Here is a 17717-nt window from a genome sequence, read left to right on the forward strand (position 1 = left end):
AAGGTGTCAGGGTTTAAGAAGAAGCCCGTGATGATGGCTGACGGTGAGTGGACAGAGCAATCACTGAACCGTTCCGTGCTTTTGGCGACATCGGAAAGATTGTTGATGCGGGTATCACCATCGTTACCTTGCAGGATGACGCTGAATACGATTCCACATCACTCAGTCGTAACATGTCCAGCCTGATGATGGTGTTGATGAAATCCTTCGTCGCATTTGAGGAATCGCTGAAGAAACGTGAACGTGGTCTTGCCGTAGCCGATGGCAAATACCAGAAGTTTGATGAAGACGGTAAACCGATGAAGTTCCTGGTGCCTGGCTGGATTATCCATGACCAGGTGAATGAACGTTTCCTTGTGAATGAAGAGAAGGCCAACATCGTCAGGTCTATCTTCGCTATGCGCATTGCTGGTGATAGCTGGTTGTGGAGGTCTGCAACCAGTTCTTTGCAACGCTCATCCTCGCCTTCATAAATCTCAGAAGCAGTGACCAGCGTCATCATTGCTATCTGAGGTAAGGCCATAAGCTGAGCCAGAGCAGCGCGATAGTTCGATTTGCTTCCATCGTTACCAGCAACGGTCAGGTGACTCATTTGACGCTCTCTAGCACGATAGGGCAGTTATGGCTGTTCCACACATTCAATGCACTCTGCATGTATTCCGCCCCGTATGACTTCACACCACGTGCAGCAGCATCGTTACCCACATCAACTGTTGCTTTAGTGTTTGCCGTCATCATGGTTGAAGCGAAATCAATCGCAAGGTCTTCAGGTGATGGATTGTATGCCTGAGCTAGTAGTAATGGCTGGTTAGCTTTGAATAACTTCAGTGCTTTTTGCTGAGCATCCAGCGCTACGCCTTCTGGAAGTGCTTTGAAGTCCATCATCTGAGTTAATGCAGCGCATTCAGTAACCTGTGACATGCGGTTGAACTCTGCCTGTGAAATACCAGTAGCAGATGCTGATACTGAAACCAGAAGGCTAACGATGGTGATTAATGTCTTTTTCATGATTACCTCAAAAGTTAATGTTCTGGTGTTGGTAAGGCTATTTTGGTTTTATGGTGCAGCATCTATTTCTGTGCTGGATATAAAAAGGGCTACCGTTCTGGTAGCCAAAGGTAGGTACAGCGTCGATGTTATTATTTCTGCGTTGCGTATTTCACAAACTGACCATCCCGCATTACAGCCATTTTCTCAGGATGTTTCTTGTAGGCAATGAATGTTAATCCGCATCCCTGATAAACGGTTGCAGCTTTGGTGCGCTCGGTTACTGCCAGCGGTTTACCATCACAGTATGCAAGTTCATCTCTGTCTATTTTCACTGTCATCTGGTCGAACTGGTAAACCTTCATCTTACGTGCTGCCTGTGCTCGCTGTGGTGGGTTGCGGTACATGTGCCAACCTGAATCTGTGTGGTAGAGGCCTGGCTCATCATGAAGAGAGTTAAACAATCTGTCGGTGATGGCTGGCTTCTCACCGCTCTCTTTATTCAGCAGGAAATTCAACAGTTCTGAGGTGTAATCACTGGTACGGATGGCGATTCCAGCAGCTTCAGCGCTATGACCAACGTGCGTGCTGATGGCTATGCTCAGCTTGTCGAGTCGGTCACCTATCACATAAAGCTGTGCCATAGAGATACCCATGAAGCACGCGGTGGCGATGGTTGCCGTTCTAACGTATTGCATCGGTGTTGACTCCAGCGTTTGCCAGTACCCGACTGACGACGTTTGTCGAGCAATTGAACCATGCAGCAAGGCGCTCTAACGAAAGGTTGCCAGCTTTGTAGAGGAAGACGATTTGAAGGTTCCGGTGGTAAGTGTTCATGTCGGGTGGTTTCCGCTGGTGATTATTGATGTGCGGAAAAGTAGAGCTGGATGACAGGATTTTTACTGATGCTGGTCAAAGAAACGACAAAACCGCCACGGTGGGCGGTCTCAATTAATCGGGGATGCTATCCAGGTCTTGTTGAATGCTGCTGGAGGCTACGCCCTTTGTCATCAGCGGTATTGTTTGCGGTGCGGCGGCTGCAGCTTCTGGTAAATCACGGTCAACCAGCATCAGGTATTCACGAAACTTCTGCTTATCTGTGTGATAAAGGAAATTAAAGAAAAGATTAGTTTAAAAGAAGAATGTCAAAGTCAAAACCTGGCTTCGCTATTACAGGGAAAACCTGTTGGTGATGAAGTTAGTTCTGAAGAGAGTACGCTCATCATTGCCTTGAAGCCTTCGCGCTTCATCGGTGCAATGGGTTCTGACCTGTTCTCATCAGCGTAGACAGCGTCTGGTGAGGCGTATCACTGGCTAATCTGGTGAACCTGGTTGTAGGCAGTCTGTTGGTCTGTACTACTCTTCAGATAATAAAAAAGGCGACTTGATAGCCGCCTCTTGATTATCGTTTCTGCATTCACGACAGACTGCATCGAACGCCTGTTACCTTCTCGATGAACGCAATCAGACTTTCTGCACCCGTCTGGATGTCATCGAAGAGTTCACTGTGAAACACTTTGTCAGCACGTGCTTCAAAAATGTGCATGTGTTCCGGTTTCACCTTCACTGAGGTCAGGCGTTTCAGGCTATCCGGGCAACAGCGATACTTGAACTTATCACCATAACGCTGAAGCATTCTGATACCCGTATTTGTGTGATGCGTAGCTCTCAAACTTATCGTCATTTTGCCATCTCTCATCAGGCTAACCAGACAACCATGAACACTATCAGATAAAAGACGCAGATAGTGGCTATGGGCTTATCCAGATAACGCATTTTACCAGTTACCGTGGAAGCCACCGTTCTGAGAAGAACCGCCACCCACATGTTCACCGCCACCTAAGCCGTGGGAATGTGACGCAGCATTGTTGCCGCCATTACCCGTGCCATGTTCACTGCTATGACCGTGGTCATTACCTTGCTGACCGCCTTTTACAACAGGGCTGCTGATTATGCCGTCAACATGCGGAACGCTTACCTGAAGGGAAGGGTCAACCTTCGCTACAACTGCGGCACGGGTAACCTGAGTAATGCCGTTGATGGTGACTGAAACAGGTGTATTACCTGGCAGGCTACCCACGCCAACATTGATGGAACCTGTTTGAGCAGGTTTGGATGGTGTGAGCGCTGTCATTGATACGATGTTTACCGGATGGCCTTCAGGATTGGTTTTAACACCGTAGTTGGCAATGTCTTTAGCTGCTTGTTCAGCAGCTATCTGTGCATTTACTTCAGCAACGCCGCCTGCCAGAAACCTGCTGACGTGTACGCTGACGATTAGCCTGTTCCAGAGCTTTACCCAAAGCGGCAGCAGCCTGAGCACTGACATTTGCTGGTGCGGCAAGGTGAGGTGATGCAATCGCAACGTGTACACCGTCCAGATGTGTAGGTGTGCCAGTCTGATTAGTAGGACTACCAGCAGGATCAGACTCTTTGACAATAGCTGGTTGCATAGTCCAGCCGCGTGAATCCATCGGTGAAAGCTGTCCGGTAGGTTTGCCAGCAGGGTTAGACTCTTTCACCACACCAGGGGCCATAGTGTTAAGGCTGGTCTGAGTGACATGCTGCTGTGAAGTTCTGGCAACGTTTGCAGCAGCCAGACGATTACCCAACTCTGCACGAGCTTCAGACATAGTTTGAGCATCGTTAGCAGCCTGTTTGTCAGCAGTCGCTTTAGCCTGAGCAGCAGCGGCGGCTTGTTGTGCATCACGAGCCATTTCAGAACGTCCCTGAGCATCATTAGCACGTGCATCTGCATAAGCCTGTGCACGAGCAGCGCCAGCAGCATTCATTGCATCACGGTCTGACTGCATTGTGCCGGTTGCGTCATGGTGAGCAAGAGCATGGTCATGTGCCGCGGCCACACCTGCTTCAGCTTCAGAAACAGACATTGCAGCAGCGTTATAAGAAGTAACAGCGGTGATTACCAGTAGAGCGATTTTTGTAGCTTTCATCATTTATTCCATCAAAGTTGATTGTCATTTGGGTTTATTTTCGTGACGAATCAAGTTGACGGAAATTTACATTCAGTTCTTTGCGCTAAGGCAAGAAAACTGTGACATCCATCACCTGGCTCGTTTCGATGGATGCAGCGTGATGGAGTTTAGTTGATCAAAATTCTGGTCATTGCGCGCTCCTCAGCATGTGAAAACTCAAGCAGAAGTATTGAAGAGCTTTTTGGCCCTGCGGCGAGATCGCAAAATTTGCGGTTTTCTGCTGCATTGCATTCAGGTCGCGACCTGCGCACAATGGCGCCCGTTAAATCGCTGAAGGTGAGATATGTCGGACGTTTCCCGCACCCTGACACTGCGCGTGTCGCGCGAAGAGCTGGTGCTGATTTTGATTACCATGATCTGGGGCGGCACCTTCCTGGTGGTGCATCGCGCCATGGCCGTTTCAGGGCCGTTCTTCTTCGTCGGCCTGCGCTTCGCCACCGCCGCGCTGATCCTCGGCTGCGTCTTTCGACGCGCGCTGGCGGGCACCACGCGGCAGGAGCTGATCGCCGGCGCGCTGATCGGCCTGTCGATCGCCGGCGGCTACGGCCTGCAAACCTGGGGCATGCAGACCATCTCCAGCAGCCAGTCCGCCTTTCTCACCGCGCTCTACGTGCCGGTGGTGCCGCTGCTGCAGTGGCTGTTTCTGCGGCGGCCGCCGGGCGTGATGGCGTGGTGCGGCATACTGCTCGCTTTTCTCGGTTTGCTGCTGGTGGCCGGGCCGCAGGATGGCCGCATCAGCCTTAATTCGGGCGAAATTGCCACCTTGCTCAGCACGCTGGCGATCGCCGCCGAGATCATCCTGATTAGCCGTTTCGCCGGTCAGGTGGACGTGCGCCGCGTGACGCTGATTCAGCTGGCGGTCGCCTCGCTGTGCGCCTTCGCCCTGATGGCGCCGAACGGCGAATCGATTCCGGCGCTCAGCCCGACGCTGCTGCTGAGCGCACTGGGGCTCGGCGCGGCCAGCGCGCTGATTCAGGTCACCATGAACTGGGCGCAGCGCAGCGTTTCGCCGACGCGCGCCACGGTGATCTACGCGGGCGAGCCGGTCTGGGCGGGCGTGGTAGGGCGTCTTGCTGGAGAGCGACTGCCTGCGGCGGCCATTCTCGGCGGCGCGCTGATCGTCTGCGGCGTCATCGTCAGCGAGCTGAAGCTCAGGCGAAAAAAAGCGGCGCCCGAGGCGCCGCGCGAATAATCATCCCTGCTGGCGCGCCGGACGCTCCGCCAGCGCCGCGCCGCGTCGGCGCAGAATCGCATTAAGCAGGATCGCGCCGAAGGTGGCGGTGCCGATACCGCCCAGGGTAAAGCCGCCGATCTTCAGCGAGAAATCGCCCGCGCCCAGCACCAGCGTAGTGGCCACCATAATCAGATTGCCGTTCTGGCTGAAGTCCACATGGTTCTGCACCCAGATGCGCGCGCCCGCGACCGCAATCAGGCCGAAGACCACAATCGAGGCGCCGCCGATAACCGGCGCGGGAATCGCATGGATCAGCGCGCCAAACTTCGGCGAAAAGCCGAGGATTAGCGCAATGACCGCCGCCGCCACGAAGGCGAGCGTGGAGTAGACTTTAGTGACCGCCATCACGCCGATATTCTCCGCATAGGTGGTCACGCCGCTGCCGCCAATTGAGCCGGAGATAATGGTCGCCAGGCCGTCGCCGACAAAGGCGCGTCCCATCCAGGGATCGAGATTGCGGCCGGTCATGCCCGCAACTGCTTTGAGATGGCCGAGGTTTTCCGCCACCAGAATAATCGCCACCGGCGCGATCATCACCATCGCCTGAAGATCGAAGCTGGGCGCGGTGGTTTGCGGCATGCCGAACCACGCGGCCTGCGCCACGCCGCTAAAGTCGACCGGTTTGCCGAAGCCCAGCACGTTGGTCAGCAGCGCGTAGATCGCCCAGGCGACGATCAGCCCCACCAGAATCAGCAGGCGCTGCACCATGCCGTAAGTAAAGACCGCCACCAGCCCGATGGCGAGCACGGTCATCACCGCCATCCAGCTGTCAAAGCCGGAGGCCGCCACGCTGTGCACCGCAATGGGCGCGAGGTTAAGCCCAATCGCCATCACCACGGCGCCGGTAACCACCGGCGGCATCAGACGTTCGATCCAGCGCGTGCCGACTTTCATCACCAGCAGGCCGATCAGCATATAGAGCGCGCCGCAGGCGATGACTCCGCCGAGCGCGACGCTGAGATGCGGGTTGAGTCCCTGACCGTTGAAGCCGGTTACGGCGATCACCACGCCGACAAAGGCCGCGCTGGAGCCGAGATAGCTCGGCACGCGTCCGCCGGTGATAACAAAAAAGAGCAGGGTGCCGATGCCCGACACCAGGATCGCCAGATTGGGATCCAGCCCCATCAGCAGCGGCATCAGCACGGTGGCGCCGAACATCGCCACCGCATGCTGCAGGCCGAGGATCGCCGTTTGTCCAAACGGCAGCGTCTCATCCGGGGCGATAAGCCCGCCGTCCGATACCGCCGACTTTTTACGCCATTGAGGAAACCAGGAACTCGCCATCGTTATCTCCAGAAAGAGTGGTATCAGGCCGCGCAGGGCGGATTAGCGGGCGTCCTGCCGCTGCAAGGGCAGATAGCCGCGATCGAACCAGGCCAGCCCGTGCATTTCGTTGCTAAACGTCAGCGCCAGCACTTCGCAAAACAGCACGTCATGGGTGCCGACCGGCGTAATGTCGCTGATGCGGCAGTCGAACGAGACCAGCGCCCCCTCCAGCACCGGCGAACCTGTCGCCGCCGTGCGCCACTGTGCCGCCTGAAAGCGCGCTTCCATCGGCGTCTTGCCGCCGAACAGGCCTGAGAGCGCCTCCTGACCGGCCGCCAGGGTATTGACGCAAAGCTGGCGGTTGGCGTCGAACACCGACCATACCGAGGCGGAGCGATTCAGGCAGACCAGCAGCGTCGGCGGCGTATCGGTGACGCTGCACACCGCAGAGGCGGTAAAACCTGCGCGGCCCGCCGGGCCGTCGGTGGTGATGATATTAACGGCGGCGCCAAGGCGCGCCATGCCGTCGCGAAAGGCCTGCTTCTCGACCAGCGCGATCTCAGGCGTAAGGGTCAGGGTACTCATGGTTATCTCCTCAGCTCGCCGCGCGCTGCGGCGCGGCTTCGCCTCTGTTAAGCCACTGCAGCAGCAGCGAGTTGAATCCGTCGGCGTCGGTGACGCTCATGGCATGTCCGCCCCAGGACATGGCGATCTGCTGCGCGTTGGGCAGCGCAGCCGCCAGCTCTCCGTTGCAGCTCCAGGGCACCAGCATGTCGTCCTGGCTACAGATCGCCAGCACCGGCTGCTGAATGCGGTGGGCCAGCGGCGCGAAGTCGGCGCGCATCAGGGCGTTCAGGCGCAGCAGCAGGTTGTCGCGCCCCTGAAAATGGGCGAGATGCGCCGCCTCTTCGTCGGCGAGACGCGTCTGATGCTGCGCCATCCACTCCGCCGGATAGAGGAACAGCGGCTGCGCGCGCACGAAGGCCTCGACGCCCGCCTTGAGCAGCAGATCCTGCCGCACCTGAAAGCAGCGTCGCGTATGGGGATGCAGCCGCAGCCAGCCGTTGATGACCGCTACGCGCTCGACGCGTTCGGGGTAATCGAGCGCCAGCTGCAGCCCGACGAGGCCGCCAAGCGCGTGGCCGATGACGCTGAAGCGGGTTATAGCGCGCTGCGCCAGCGCCTCGGCCAGTTCGGCCGCCATCATCGCCATTGAATAGTCGGCGGGCAGCGGTTGCGCGCTACGGCCGGTGCCGCGCTGATCGTAAACCACCACGCGATAGCGCGCGCTGAGCGCCGCCAGCTGCGGCTGCCAGAAGCCCGCGACGCCGCCGAGGCCGGAAGCCAGCACCAGCGTCGGCGCCGCGGGATCCTGCCGTCCCAGTATCTCCAGATGCATTACGCCTCCCGCTTGCCGATATGCGCCACGCTGGCGATCTCCACCAGCGCGTCGGGCTTCACCAGACCGCACTGAATGCAGAAGCGCGCCGGCTTATCGCCGGCGAAATACTCGGCATAGACCTGATTGATGGCGGCGTAATTTTGCCAGTCGGTAAGAAAAATCGAGTTGAACGTCACGTCGTCGAGCGTGCCGCCCGCGGTTTCAATCACCGTTTTAATGGTTTCCAGCACGTGACGCGTCTGCGCGGCAGCGTCGCCGATATGCACCACGTTATTCTCTTTATCGAACGGCAGAGTGCCGGACACATAGACCACCCCGTCGGCCAGCGTGCCCGGAACGAAAGGAGCGATCGGCGTGGCGGTGCCGGGGGGAATAATCACAGACTTCGGCATGGCTTTACTCCTTATGACCTTGCAGGCTTTCGCAGAAGGCGTCGACGCTGGAGACCCAGCCGAAAAAGGTTTCGATGTTGAAAATCGCCGCCTGCTGGGCAAAAAGCGGGCCCGCCTGGTAGGTAGCGTCTTCCAGCACTACGCCGAAATATTCGAGGAAAAAGCCGTCGCGCAGCGTCGATTCCACGCAGACGTTGGTGGCGATGCCGGTAAAGATCAGATGACGAATGCCGCGGCTGCGCAGCATGCTGTCGAGCGGAGTGTTGAAAAAGCCGCTGTAGCGCGGTTTCGGCAGCACGATATCCTCTGGCTGCGGCTGCAGCGCATCCACCAGCTGATAATCCCAGCCGCCTTTCGCCAGCAGCGTGCCCTGCAGCTCAGGGCGCTTGCGCATGGTTTTCAGAGCGTTGGATTTATGAAAATTCGGCGAACCGGCATCGCCCGCCTCGACATACTGGTTATCCCAGCCGTTCTGGAACCAGACGATCTGCACGCCAGCCGCGCGCGCGGCGCTGACCGCCTGCGCGATCTTCTCGATCACCGGCGTCGTGGCGGAGACGTCGAAGCCGGCCAGATCGAGATAGCCGCCGGGCGTGGCGTAGGCGTTTTGCATATCGACCACGATCAGCGCGCTTTGCGTGGGCGGGAAAGCGATCGCTTCCGGGCGCGCAGGCAGCTCAACCTGCGGCAGCGCGGAAGTATGGGCGCAGTAAACGGTACTCATCAGGCCACCTCTCTGTTGTCATTGATCTCGCTGCGACACTGCATCAGCGGCTGGATATGCTGGCCGAAATCTTCAATGCCCTGCAGGAAGTCGTCGAAGGTGAGCAGCACGCCTTCGGCGCCGTTAACCTGCGCCACCTCGTCCAGCATGCGCGCGACGTTAGCGTAAGAGCCGACCAGCGTGCCCATATTGATATTGACCGCAGAAGTGGGGTCGGCCATCTGGCGCACGTTGGTGTCGCTGCCGGAGCGCTTGTCCTGCTGGCTTTGCGTGGTGAGCCAGGCGAGCGCCTCTTCATCGGCGCCCGCTTTGTAGTGCTCCCATTTGGCGCGCGCCGCCTCGTCGCTGTCGGCGGCGATAATCATAAACAGCACGTAGGAGCCGACGTCGCGGCCCGCCTTCTCTGCCGCCTGTTTCATCCGCGCGGCGGTCGGGGCGAAAGCAGCGGGCGTATTGACCCCTTTGCCGAAGCAGAAGTTGTAGTCGGCATGCTGCGCGGAAAAGGCCATGCCTGCATCGCTCTGACCGGCGCAAATCACCTTCATCGGCTTTTGCGGCTGCGGGCTGACCCGGCAGTCGTTCATGGTGAAAAATTCGCCTTTGAAATCGGACTGGCCGCTGCCCCAGAGATCGCGCAGCACGGTGACGTACTCCGTCAGGTAGTCGTAGCGGCGGCTAAAGTAGTCATCGCCTGGCCAGATACCCATCTGCTCATACTCCGGTTTCTGCCAGCCGGTCACCAGGTTGACGCCGAAGCGGCCGTTGGAGATGGAGTCGATGGTCGACGCCATACGCGCCACAATAGCGGGCGGCAGCGTTAGCGTGGCGGCGGTGGCGTAAATCTCTATACGCGAGGTCACGGCGGCCAGGCCCGCCATCAGGGTGAAAGATTCCAGGTTGTGATCCCAGAACTCGGTTTTGCCGCCGAAGCCGCGCAGCTTGATCATTGAGAGCGCAAAGTCGAAGTGGTAGCGCTCCGCCTTTTGTACGATCGCCTTATTCAGTTCGAACGTCGGCTTGTACTGCGGAGCGTGGGAAGAAATCAGCCAGCCGTTGTTACCAATCGGAATAAAAACGCCAATCTTCATGTCGAACCCTCTTTGCCAGGTGATAAATGATGTGGTGCGCTACGCGGCATCCTGCTTCATCCCTGATGGCGGCGCTTGCTGACAAATTTGCAAAGGTTGTGCCACAAAATAAAAGGGTCTATTTAACAAAAGGTTAAACATACAGGGCGGATAAAAAGTGGAACGGCTGGTCCGTTATGGACCATCTGGTCAAAAATCTCTGCACGTTTTGCAGGCAGGCTGAACAAAAAAGGTGCAGCGGCCGGGTTGGGCAGGGGAGAGCGGCTTTGCTATGATGCCAGTACGCTTAAGGAATGAGGTAACGCTGTGAAAACCGATGAAAAAAAACCGACGCGACGTTCGCGCGCGACTGCGGCGAAACGCGCCGCCATTCTGGAGGCCGCGCTGGCGCTTTTCTCGCAGTTTGGTATTCACGGCACGCGTCTGGATCAGGTCGCCGAGCGCGCCGACGTCTCCAAAACCAATCTGCTCTACTATTATCCTTCGAAAGAAACGCTCTATATCGCGGTGCTGAAAGAGATCCTCGACGTCTGGCTGGCGCCGCTGCGCGCGCTGCAGCACGATATGGATCCCCTCAGCGCCATACGCCGCTATATCCGTCTCAAGCTTGAGGTGTCGCGCGATCATCCGCAGGCGTCGCGGCTCTTCTGTCTGGAGATGTTGCAGGGCGCGCCGCTGCTAAAAGGGGAGCTGGCGGGCGATCTGAAACAGCTGGTGGACGATAAGGCGGCGATCGTTGAGCGCTGGATTAATGAAGGACGTCTGGCGGGCGTACAGCCGCAGCATCTCTTTTTTATGCTGTGGGCGGCGACGCAGCACTATGCGGATTTCGCCAGCCAGGTCGAGGCGATTACCGGGCAGACCCTGAGCGATCCCCAGTTTTTTGATGAAACGGTCGAAAACGTGCAGCGCATGATTATCGAAGGGATCCGCGTGCGCTAATTTCCTTGCGGCTGGCGCCGCCGCTCAGCCACGGAGTTATCGATGGATTCTGTTTCGCAGTTGCTGCTGGGCGCGTCGGTCAGCGTCGCGGCGATGGGTCGCCGGACGCCGATCTGGCAGGCGGCGGCGGTGGGCGCCGTCTGCGGTACGCTGCCCGATCTCGACGTGTTTATCGATCACGGCGACGCCATCCGCAATATGACGCTGCACCGCACCGAGAGCCATGCGCTGCTGTGGCTCACGCTGGCCTCGCCGCTGCTCGCCTGGCTTATCGCGGGCCTGTTCCGGCGCGGCGTAAGCTGGCAGCAGTGGTGGCTGGCGATCTGGCTGGCGCTGATTACCCATCCGCTGCTGGATCTGATGACGGTGTATGGCACGCAGCTTGGCCTGCCGCTCACCGATCACCCCTTCGCCGTCGGCAGCATCTATATCGTCGATCCGCTTTATACGCTGCCGCTGCTGATCTGCCTCGCGGTAGCGCTGCGGCGTGGCGGTGCCAGCGGTCTGCGCTGGAATCGCGTCGGATTAACCCTGAGCACGCTCTATCTCGCCTGGAGCGTGGCGATTCAGGGCGTGGCAGGCTGGCAGATCGGACAATCGCTGACGCAGCAGAAGGTGTCCGACGAGAAGGTGCTGGTGACGCCAACCGCGTTTAATACGCTGGTATGGCGCGCGGTGATTATCGACGGCGATCGCTATGGCGAAGCCTGGTGGTCGCTGCTGTCGCCGACGCGGCCACTGCAGATCCGCTGGCGGCCGCGACACACGGCGCTGTTCGCGCCGCTGCAGGGCAGCTGGTATGCGGAGCGCGTCGCCTGGTTCAGTCACGGCTTCTATGCGCTGCGCGAGCAGGATGGGCAGACGCTTATTGCCGATTTACGCATGGGGGAAGAGGGGAAGTATACCTTTACCTTCGGGCTGGGCACGCCGCAGTCGCCCGCCGCGCATCCTGAGCGGCTGCCTTCCGCGCGTCCTTCGCTGGGGCAGAGTTTTAAAAAGAGTGTAGAGCGCTTGTAAAAGCGGCAATGACGCACCTCCTCCCTGAGGTGCGCCAGCGCGTTGCGTTGTCTAAAAACGCTCCCGGCGTTTTTGTCCCTGCGCGGGACGCTTTGCTCTGGTTGATGCTTCCCGCCCCTTAGCCGTTTTTATCGCAGGGGAAAAAGCGATTAGCGTGCAGCGCGACGGCGCAGCAGCCAGCCCATGGTCAGCATGACAAACCACAGCGGGGTGACCATCAGCGCCTGACGGGTATCTTCCTGCAGCGTCAGCAGCACCAGCACGAAGGCGAAGAACGCCATCACCACCCAGCACATGAACTTGCCCAGCGGCATCTTAAAGCCCGACGCCGCGTGGCGCTCCGGATACTTCTTGCGGTAGGCCAGATAGCTGCACAGGATAATGGTCCAGACGAACATAAACAGGATCGCCGACACCGTGGTCACCATGGTGAACACCGTCATCACATCCGGGATCAGATAGATCAGCGCGACGCCGACAAGCAGGCAGAGGCAGGAGAAAAAGAGCCCGGCAGTCGGCACCGCGCGCGCGGAGAGGCGACCAAAGGCGCGGTGCGCCACGCCCTGCTGCGACAGGCCGTAGAGCATACGGCTGGTGGAAAAGATGCCGCTGTTGGCGGAAGAGGCCGCTGAGGTCAGCACCACAAAGTTCACGATACTGGCCGCCGCCGGCAGGCCGATCAGCACAAACATCTCAACAAAAGGGCTGCGATCCGCCAGCACCTGCGTCCAGGGCGTCACCGCCATGATCACCATCAGCGCCAGCACGTAGAACATAATCACGCGCAGCGGAATGGCGTTAATGGCGCGCGGCAGCACCTTATGGGGATCGTGCGTTTCCGCCGCCGCCGTGCCGACCAGCTCAATGCCGACAAAGGCGAACACCGCAATCTGGAAACCGGCGAAAAAGCCGCTTAGCCCTTTCGGGAACAGGCCGCCGTGATCCCAGATATTGCTCAGCGAGGCGGTGCCGCCGCCCGGCGAAGGATAGTGCAGGGTCACCAGCACGATGCCGGTGATAATCAGCGCCACGATGGCGACGATCTTAATGATGGCGAACCAGAACTCCATCTCGCCGAACATTTTCACCGTGGCAATATTCAGCGCAAGGAACACGAAGACGCACAGCAGGGCGCTCATCCATACGGAAAAACCGGGGAACCAGAGCTGGAAATAGGCGGATATCGCCACCACGTCGGCAATGCCGGTCACCACCCAGCAGAACCAGTAGGTCCAGCCGGTAAAGTAGCCCGCCCAGGGGCCGAGCAGGTCGGCGGCGAAGTCGCTGAACGATTTGTATTCCAGATTAGAGAGCAGCAGCTCGCCCATCGCGCGCATCACAAAAAAGAGCATAAAGCCGATGATCATATAAACGAAAATGATCGACGGACCCGCCAGACTAATGGTTTTGCCGGAGCCCATAAACAGGCCGGTGCCGATGGCGCCGCCGATGGCGATAAGCTGAATATGACGGTTATGCAGATTACGCCGCAGCTTGTCAGGATTCTCCTGTTCAGCGACGGCTTCTTTTACTTGATCAACCATAAAATCGTTATTCCTGTCTGGATGTTGTGTCAGCTCTGCTGGCTGTTTGCGATCGCTTGCCTGGAGGCAAGTGGGCATAAGATAGAGGAATAAGGCAAAAGCTCGCTAATTTTTTTGTCCAAATGCGACCTTTACGTCTTATTAACATGTCAGAAAATCTTTACGCGGCACAAACTTGCGGCACAATGCGGCTGTTTTAAGCGAAAAGCGCCGTTAACAGCGCTAAACCGGCGCGTAGCTTCTACACTTTTGTTCTCTAAATCAAGCTGCTGCGAGAGGGAGAATGCGCGCGATTATTCTGCTGCTGGTGTTAATAGCCGTTGGATGGTGGAGCCTGCCGTGGCTGAAGCAGCATCTGCCGCCTCAGTTCAACCCCTTTACGCCGCTGGCGGTCACCGATCCGCCCGGCTGGATGACGCGCTACAAACTCAAGCGGCTGGCTAGCGATCCCGCTGCCTGCCTCGACGTGATGCGCCGCGCGCAGCAGGCGGGCCTGGTGACGTTTAGCGCGCGTCCCGCCGTCACGGGCGCCTGCCCGCTGCCTGATCCGCTGCGCATCCAGCGTTTCGGCAAGGTCAGCCTGAGCAGCAGTTTTCTCGCCAGCTGCCCAATGGCCGTCGCCAGCACCATGTTTGTTCTGCGCAGCCAGCAGCGTCTGGCGCAGGCGCAGCCTGGCGCGTCGCTGACGCGCATCAACCATGTCGGCAGCTACGCCTGCCGCAATATCTATCACCGCACGGAAGGGCGCTTAAGCGAGCATGCCACCGCGGATGCCTGGGACGTCACCGGCTTTCAGCTGGCTGACGGGCAACGCATAGAGGTGGGGAAAAACTGGACGCAGCCGGAAAACAAGTCTGTTCTGCTGCATCAGCTCTGGCAGGAGGGATGTAATAACTTCGGCAATGCGCTTGGGCCGGATTATAACGCCGCGCATGCCGGCCATTTTCATTTCGGCATGCGCGGAACCGGATATTGTCGATGAATTAAACCGCCGGGTTCAGCCCGCGTTTAATCAGAAAATGATTGGCGGGCCAGGAAAATATAAATCCAGTCAGCGTTGCGAGCTGCAGCATAAACCAGAAAGCCGCCATCAGCGGATTGATTTGCTGATGAAGTACAAATTTTAGGGCCAGGCTCATAAAGAGGAAAATGCCCGCCTGATAAACCAGCAGCGGAAACGTTTCGGTGCGAAAGGCGACCAGCAAGGCGCGCCAGATAGAAAGCGCTTCGCGCTGCCTGATCGCCATAAATTGTAAAAACAGACCGCTAATCAGAGAAATAGCCAGGCAGATAATTGCCTGCATCCAGAGCGGCGTAGCAAAATGATAGTGGTTTAGCAGAGTGATAATCGGAATCGTAATCAGTTCGCTAAAAATGCAGGCTGCCGCCGAGAGAGAGGTCGTAATAAATATGGTTTGCCAGCCGGCGTAATGATGAATTTTTTGCGGAACTAATAGCGCAAGTTTAAGCTGACGCGAAGGTTTTCGACCAAGATACCACCAGGCCAGCCAGCCAAAGAACGGCAGATAGAGTCCAGTCAGCGGCCAGATAATGTTCATTATCCCGACAGGATGAGGATGGCGGAAAATATCCTTAAGGATCATCAGAGCGGTACAGGCTCCTAATACCAGGAAGGGTAATGCCAGCTGATTCAACATAGTGTTTCCCACCTGCAAAGGTAAAAGCGCATCCGTAAAAACGGCCGAAGGCTGCCAGCAGCCTGCCTGCCGTGCGTAATGAGTAGATAAGGGGTCCATGGTTAAGCGTAGCCCAATCGCGACACAAGCAAGCGATCTATGCTTAAGCGAAGCGGTAAAAAAAAGCACGCATTTCCACTGCTACTGGCATTTTCGCTTTAGAATACCTTAACTCTATGTTTACAAATAAATTACGTATCTAAACTAATTTAACTTAATAGTCATGCTGAATGATGGCCAATGTATGAGGAATTTATTGTTGTATTGCAGATTGAATCCGTTTAAGAAAAATCTTATTCTGTTTTTTCGGCGGCTCCACTGCTGAGAATGGGATTCTCTTTCGAGAAGCGCAGGGATCATGCTTTAAGAAAAAACACGCACAACCGGACGTGACGTGGTTTTTACTTGCATGCCTGTTTTTTTCTCAATAAAACTTTTTTCTCTTATAAATTTATTTTTTTAAAATGTACAACCTCAATAACCAGACGCGTCAGCGTGAGGATAACGCCGAGGCAATATGACTAACGAAAATTATTTCGTCTGGCGCCGAGAGACGGAAAAAGAATTTCAGGCTCTCGCTTCAACTGAAGAATTGAAGACGCTCATTCAGACCCACGTAGTGTCACTAGGGTTCGACAGCTATTCCTTTTTGATTCAGCATCCTGTGCCTTTTACCCGGCCGCGTATTTTTTTGCATAGCACCTATCCGGCCGCCTGGATTAAACGCTATGAAGAAAAAAACTATTACGCCGTCGATCCGGTGTTATTGCTTTGCCAGCAGCCGGGACGAGGGCTGGAGTGGACGGACGACATCTTCGCTGGGGCCGGCGATTTGTGGAAAGAGGCGCAGGAGTATGGGCTAAACAGCGGATTTTCCTGCTCCGCGATGGCGTCAAATCGCGCCATTGGTATATTATCTATAGCATCTCGCCTGGCAAGCAAGACGCAGCATTTGCAGACCGAGCTGGAAGTGAAACTGCACTTTCTGGCGGAACTGAGCTTGCGTGCGCTTCAGCGTTTTTCCGATGATGCGCTAATGGTGCTAAAAAATGATTTCAGTCAGCGCGAGCTGGAGATTTTGAAATGGACTGCTGAAGGCAAAACCTCGGCTGAAATTTCGCTTATTTTAGCTATTTCGCAGCATACGGTAAATTTTCACCAAAAGAATATGCAAAAGCGATTTAATGTTTCCAATAAAACCCAAATTGCCTGTTATGCGGCGGCAATTGGTCTGATATAGAAAAAGGCAACTACTAAATTTAGTAGTTACGTTGCCGGAAGCAGTTGTCTACCCTGCGCCGGGACTTTGCCAGGCGGGCGTAGCGTAAATCAGTGCAAACATGAGGATGTCAGGGGCGCATGATGAAGATAATTCAAACCCAGTTAAAGGATATGCCGTCCTCTCTGCTGGCCGAGTTAGGCAGCTACCGTTATAGCGTATTTGCGCGTGGAGAAGGTTGGTCGATTCCGCCGCGTCTCAGCACGCCGGGTCAGGAGTATGACCGTTTTGATCGTTCAGATGTCACCTGGCTGCTGGCATGGAGCGCGCGCGACGGCATTAGCGGCTGCGCGCGGCTGATGCCGTGGCATGAGCCTGCCCAGAGCGAAGGGCTGGTGGTGCCGTTCAGTCATGAAAAAGTGTGGGAGATGTCGCGCTTCTCGGCGAAGCTGGACGTGGACGCGGAACTGCCGTTCAACCTGTTATGGCACGCCGTACAGCTCGCCGAACTCAACGGTATGGAGTATCTCATTAGTTCGGCGACGCCGATGCTGGAGAAGATGTTTGAGGATCACCAGGTCGCCTATGAGCCGCTTACGCCGGGCTTAATCCAGTCAGAGGATAATCTGTTCGCGATTCGTATTCCGGTGGCGCAGCCGGCGCTGGCGGAAAAGTATCGCGGCACGCGGCGCTTCAGCCCGGAAGAGGTATTGCCGTCGCTGGGCGTCTCCGTCAACTGGCAGTCGCACACCTGACAGCGCGCCCCCGCGTCAGGCGGGGGCGAACGCATCACTGACGATACGCGGTTTTAATCTGTTTAATGGTGTTGCTAAACACTTCCGCCTGCGGCTTATCACCCAGGGTTTGCACGTAGCGTTCCATATTAATAATCACTTTGCCGGCATCTGCCTGGCCCATTCCTTTCAGAATCAGCGTCACCATCATTTTCAGACAGGCGACTTCGTCGGCCAGCTTCAGCGTGTCGTGCGAGGTAACAAATTCTTCATCGCTCATCGTGTTCTCCTTGGGGGTTAATCGATCGTGCCGGCATGTTCCGCGCAGCCGTGCAACAGTATATCACAGCACGCCATTTACCTGCGCAAGCGAAGCGTCAGCGCGGCCGACTCCTCAACAGGATATTATTTAAAGCAGCAGGTGAATAATTTTCACAGCCCGCCCAGGCTGCATTTAAGCGCAAACCGGCATTTT

The 17717-nt window shown here is 56.7% G+C and carries 21 protein-coding genes; 7 read left to right on the forward strand and 14 right to left on the reverse strand.

Annotation, left to right across the window (positions count from 1 at the left end; genetic code table 11):
- Nucleotides 1–47: 47 nt before the first annotated feature.
- The gene (locus tag AC6I7Z_RS07360; protein WP_497813696.1) at nucleotides 48–473 is read left to right on the forward strand and encodes a hypothetical protein; all 426 of its coding nucleotides are present in this window, start codon (nucleotides 48–50) and stop codon (nucleotides 471–473) included.
- 115 nt (nucleotides 474–588) lie between these two features.
- On the opposite strand, the gene AC6I7Z_RS07365 is transcribed toward AC6I7Z_RS07360, so the two are convergent.
- From AC6I7Z_RS07365 to AC6I7Z_RS07385, 5 genes are all read right to left on the reverse strand, one after another.
- Nucleotides 589–1008 carry a hypothetical protein gene (locus AC6I7Z_RS07365; RefSeq protein ID WP_497813697.1) on the reverse strand — a complete coding sequence of 140 codons (420 nt, stop codon included), beginning with the start codon at nucleotides 1006–1008 and terminating at the stop codon, nucleotides 589–591.
- Between the two features lie 131 nt (nucleotides 1009–1139).
- The gene (locus AC6I7Z_RS07370; RefSeq protein WP_497813698.1) at nucleotides 1140–1685 is read right to left on the reverse strand and encodes a hypothetical protein; all 546 of its coding nucleotides are present in this window, start codon (nucleotides 1683–1685) and stop codon (nucleotides 1140–1142) included.
- Nucleotides 1686–2404: 719 nt separating this feature from the next.
- Complete coding sequence (locus tag AC6I7Z_RS07375; RefSeq protein ID WP_497813699.1) at nucleotides 2405–2623, reverse strand: hypothetical protein; 219 nt, start codon at nucleotides 2621–2623, stop codon at nucleotides 2405–2407.
- A gap of 141 nt (nucleotides 2624–2764) precedes the next feature.
- On the reverse strand, nucleotides 2765–3310 hold the full coding sequence (locus tag AC6I7Z_RS07380) for a hypothetical protein (protein ID WP_497813700.1): 546 nt from the start codon (nucleotides 3308–3310) through the stop codon (nucleotides 2765–2767).
- Nucleotides 3219–3941 carry a hypothetical protein gene (locus tag AC6I7Z_RS07385; RefSeq protein WP_497813701.1) on the reverse strand — a complete coding sequence of 241 codons (723 nt, stop codon included), beginning with the start codon at nucleotides 3939–3941 and terminating at the stop codon, nucleotides 3219–3221. Before AC6I7Z_RS07385 ends, AC6I7Z_RS07380 begins: the two co-directional genes overlap by 92 nt.
- Nucleotides 3942–4266: 325 nt before the next feature.
- Here AC6I7Z_RS07385 and AC6I7Z_RS07390 point away from each other — a divergent pair, with 325 nt between their 5' ends.
- The gene (locus AC6I7Z_RS07390; protein ID WP_497813702.1) at nucleotides 4267–5175 is read left to right on the forward strand and encodes a DMT family transporter; all 909 of its coding nucleotides are present in this window, start codon (nucleotides 4267–4269) and stop codon (nucleotides 5173–5175) included.
- On the opposite strand, the gene rutG is transcribed toward AC6I7Z_RS07390, so the two are convergent.
- Genes rutG through rutA form a run of 6 tightly spaced genes read right to left on the reverse strand, consistent with a single transcriptional unit; the run spans nucleotide 5176 to nucleotide 10089 of the window.
- Nucleotides 5176–6501, reverse strand: a complete 1326-nt coding sequence (rutG, locus tag AC6I7Z_RS07395) for a pyrimidine utilization transport protein G (RefSeq protein WP_048782230.1) — start codon at nucleotides 6499–6501, stop codon at nucleotides 5176–5178. It lies immediately after the preceding gene.
- A 42-nt stretch (nucleotides 6502–6543) separates the two neighbouring features.
- Nucleotides 6544–7068: an NADH-dependent FMN reductase RutF gene (gene rutF / locus AC6I7Z_RS07400; RefSeq protein ID WP_497813703.1), complete on the reverse strand. Its 525-nt coding sequence runs from the start codon at nucleotides 7066–7068 to the stop codon at nucleotides 6544–6546.
- A 10-nt stretch (nucleotides 7069–7078) separates the two neighbouring features.
- On the reverse strand, nucleotides 7079–7882 hold the full coding sequence (gene rutD / locus AC6I7Z_RS07405) for a pyrimidine utilization protein D (protein WP_497813704.1): 804 nt from the start codon (nucleotides 7880–7882) through the stop codon (nucleotides 7079–7081).
- Nucleotides 7882–8277, reverse strand: a complete 396-nt coding sequence (rutC, locus tag AC6I7Z_RS07410; RefSeq protein ID WP_033789402.1) for a pyrimidine utilization protein C — start codon at nucleotides 8275–8277, stop codon at nucleotides 7882–7884. The genes rutD and rutC overlap by 1 nt, the downstream gene beginning before the upstream one ends.
- 4 nt (nucleotides 8278–8281) lie before the next feature.
- A complete protein-coding gene (gene rutB, locus AC6I7Z_RS07415) occupies nucleotides 8282–9001 on the reverse strand; it encodes a pyrimidine utilization protein B (protein ID WP_497813705.1) in 720 nt (239 codons plus the stop codon).
- Entirely contained in the window at nucleotides 9001–10089 is a 1089-nt protein-coding gene (gene rutA / locus AC6I7Z_RS07420) for a pyrimidine utilization protein A (RefSeq protein WP_497813706.1), read from the reverse strand. The genes rutB and rutA overlap by 1 nt, the downstream gene beginning before the upstream one ends.
- A gap of 306 nt (nucleotides 10090–10395) precedes the next feature.
- Between rutA and rutR the strand changes: the two genes are divergently transcribed.
- Nucleotides 10396–11031: an HTH-type transcriptional regulator RutR gene (gene rutR, locus AC6I7Z_RS07425; RefSeq protein WP_048782218.1), complete on the forward strand. Its 636-nt coding sequence runs from the start codon at nucleotides 10396–10398 to the stop codon at nucleotides 11029–11031.
- A gap of 42 nt (nucleotides 11032–11073) precedes the next feature.
- A complete protein-coding gene (locus AC6I7Z_RS07430) occupies nucleotides 11074–12048 on the forward strand; it encodes a metal-dependent hydrolase (RefSeq protein ID WP_497813707.1) in 975 nt (324 codons plus the stop codon).
- A gap of 149 nt (nucleotides 12049–12197) precedes the next feature.
- Here AC6I7Z_RS07430 and cycA read toward each other — a convergent pair whose 3' ends face one another.
- Nucleotides 12198–13592, reverse strand: a complete 1395-nt coding sequence (cycA, locus tag AC6I7Z_RS07435; protein ID WP_497813708.1) for a D-serine/D-alanine/glycine transporter — start codon at nucleotides 13590–13592, stop codon at nucleotides 12198–12200.
- Nucleotides 13593–13875: 283 nt separating this feature from the next.
- On the opposite strand from cycA, the gene AC6I7Z_RS07440 reads away from it, so the two are divergent.
- Nucleotides 13876–14574 (forward strand): extensin-like domain-containing protein, encoded by a 699-nt coding sequence (locus AC6I7Z_RS07440; protein WP_497813709.1) that lies wholly within the window; start codon nucleotides 13876–13878, stop codon nucleotides 14572–14574.
- A gap of 1 nt (nucleotide 14575) precedes the next feature.
- Here the strand turns inward: AC6I7Z_RS07440 and AC6I7Z_RS07445 are convergent, their stop codons facing one another.
- Nucleotides 14576–15418 (reverse strand): DUF4396 domain-containing protein, encoded by an 843-nt coding sequence (locus AC6I7Z_RS07445; RefSeq protein ID WP_497813710.1) that lies wholly within the window; start codon nucleotides 15416–15418, stop codon nucleotides 14576–14578.
- Nucleotides 15419–15806: 388 nt separating this feature from the next.
- Between AC6I7Z_RS07445 and AC6I7Z_RS07450 the strand changes: the two genes are divergently transcribed.
- Together AC6I7Z_RS07450 and AC6I7Z_RS07455 are read left to right on the forward strand one after the other, a co-directional pair.
- Nucleotides 15807–16529: an autoinducer binding domain-containing protein gene (locus tag AC6I7Z_RS07450; protein ID WP_497813711.1), complete on the forward strand. Its 723-nt coding sequence runs from the start codon at nucleotides 15807–15809 to the stop codon at nucleotides 16527–16529.
- Between the two features lie 122 nt (nucleotides 16530–16651).
- Nucleotides 16652–17263: an autoinducer synthase gene (locus AC6I7Z_RS07455; RefSeq protein ID WP_497815413.1), complete on the forward strand. Its 612-nt coding sequence runs from the start codon at nucleotides 16652–16654 to the stop codon at nucleotides 17261–17263.
- Between the two features lie 34 nt (nucleotides 17264–17297).
- On the opposite strand, the gene AC6I7Z_RS07460 is transcribed toward AC6I7Z_RS07455, so the two are convergent.
- On the reverse strand, nucleotides 17298–17522 hold the full coding sequence (locus AC6I7Z_RS07460; protein ID WP_033751095.1) for a DUF2594 family protein: 225 nt from the start codon (nucleotides 17520–17522) through the stop codon (nucleotides 17298–17300).
- Between the last annotated feature and the right edge of the window lie 195 nt (nucleotides 17523–17717).

Source organism: Pantoea sp. X-Soil-MYKO-1289, assembly GCF_059730625.1.

Bases quoted from the DNA above. Each gene is read 5' to 3' on its own strand.
- AC6I7Z_RS07365 (WP_497813697.1), bottom strand. From the start codon at position 1,008: ATGAAAAAGACATTAATCACCATCGTTAGCCTTCTGGTTTCAGTATCA.
- AC6I7Z_RS07370 (WP_497813698.1), bottom strand. From the start codon at position 1,685: ATGCAATACGTTAGAACGGCAACCATCGCCACCGCGTGCTTCATGGGT.
- AC6I7Z_RS07375 (WP_497813699.1), bottom strand. From the start codon at position 2,623: ATGCTTCAGCGTTATGGTGATAAGTTCAAGTATCGCTGTTGCCCGGAT.
- AC6I7Z_RS07385 (WP_497813701.1), bottom strand. From the start codon at position 3,941: ATGAAAGCTACAAAAATCGCTCTACTGGTAATCACCGCTGTTACTTCT.
- AC6I7Z_RS07390 (WP_497813702.1), top strand. From the start codon at position 4,267: ATGTCGGACGTTTCCCGCACCCTGACACTGCGCGTGTCGCGCGAAGAG.
- rutG (WP_048782230.1), bottom strand. From the start codon at position 6,501: ATGGCGAGTTCCTGGTTTCCTCAATGGCGTAAAAAGTCGGCGGTATCG.
- rutF (WP_497813703.1), bottom strand. From the start codon at position 7,068: ATGAGTACCCTGACCCTTACGCCTGAGATCGCGCTGGTCGAGAAGCAG.
- rutD (WP_497813704.1), bottom strand. From the start codon at position 7,882: ATGCATCTGGAGATACTGGGACGGCAGGATCCCGCGGCGCCGACGCTG.
- rutC (WP_033789402.1), bottom strand. From the start codon at position 8,277: ATGCCGAAGTCTGTGATTATTCCCCCCGGCACCGCCACGCCGATCGCT.
- rutB (WP_497813705.1), bottom strand. From the start codon at position 9,001: ATGAGTACCGTTTACTGCGCCCATACTTCCGCGCTGCCGCAGGTTGAG.
- rutA (WP_497813706.1), bottom strand. From the start codon at position 10,089: ATGAAGATTGGCGTTTTTATTCCGATTGGTAACAACGGCTGGCTGATT.
- AC6I7Z_RS07430 (WP_497813707.1), top strand. From the start codon at position 11,074: ATGGATTCTGTTTCGCAGTTGCTGCTGGGCGCGTCGGTCAGCGTCGCG.
- cycA (WP_497813708.1), bottom strand. From the start codon at position 13,592: ATGGTTGATCAAGTAAAAGAAGCCGTCGCTGAACAGGAGAATCCTGAC.
- AC6I7Z_RS07440 (WP_497813709.1), top strand. From the start codon at position 13,876: ATGCGCGCGATTATTCTGCTGCTGGTGTTAATAGCCGTTGGATGGTGG.
- AC6I7Z_RS07450 (WP_497813711.1), top strand. From the start codon at position 15,807: ATGACTAACGAAAATTATTTCGTCTGGCGCCGAGAGACGGAAAAAGAA.
- AC6I7Z_RS07455 (WP_497815413.1), top strand. From the start codon at position 16,652: ATGAAGATAATTCAAACCCAGTTAAAGGATATGCCGTCCTCTCTGCTG.
- AC6I7Z_RS07460 (WP_033751095.1), bottom strand. From the start codon at position 17,522: ATGAGCGATGAAGAATTTGTTACCTCGCACGACACGCTGAAGCTGGCC.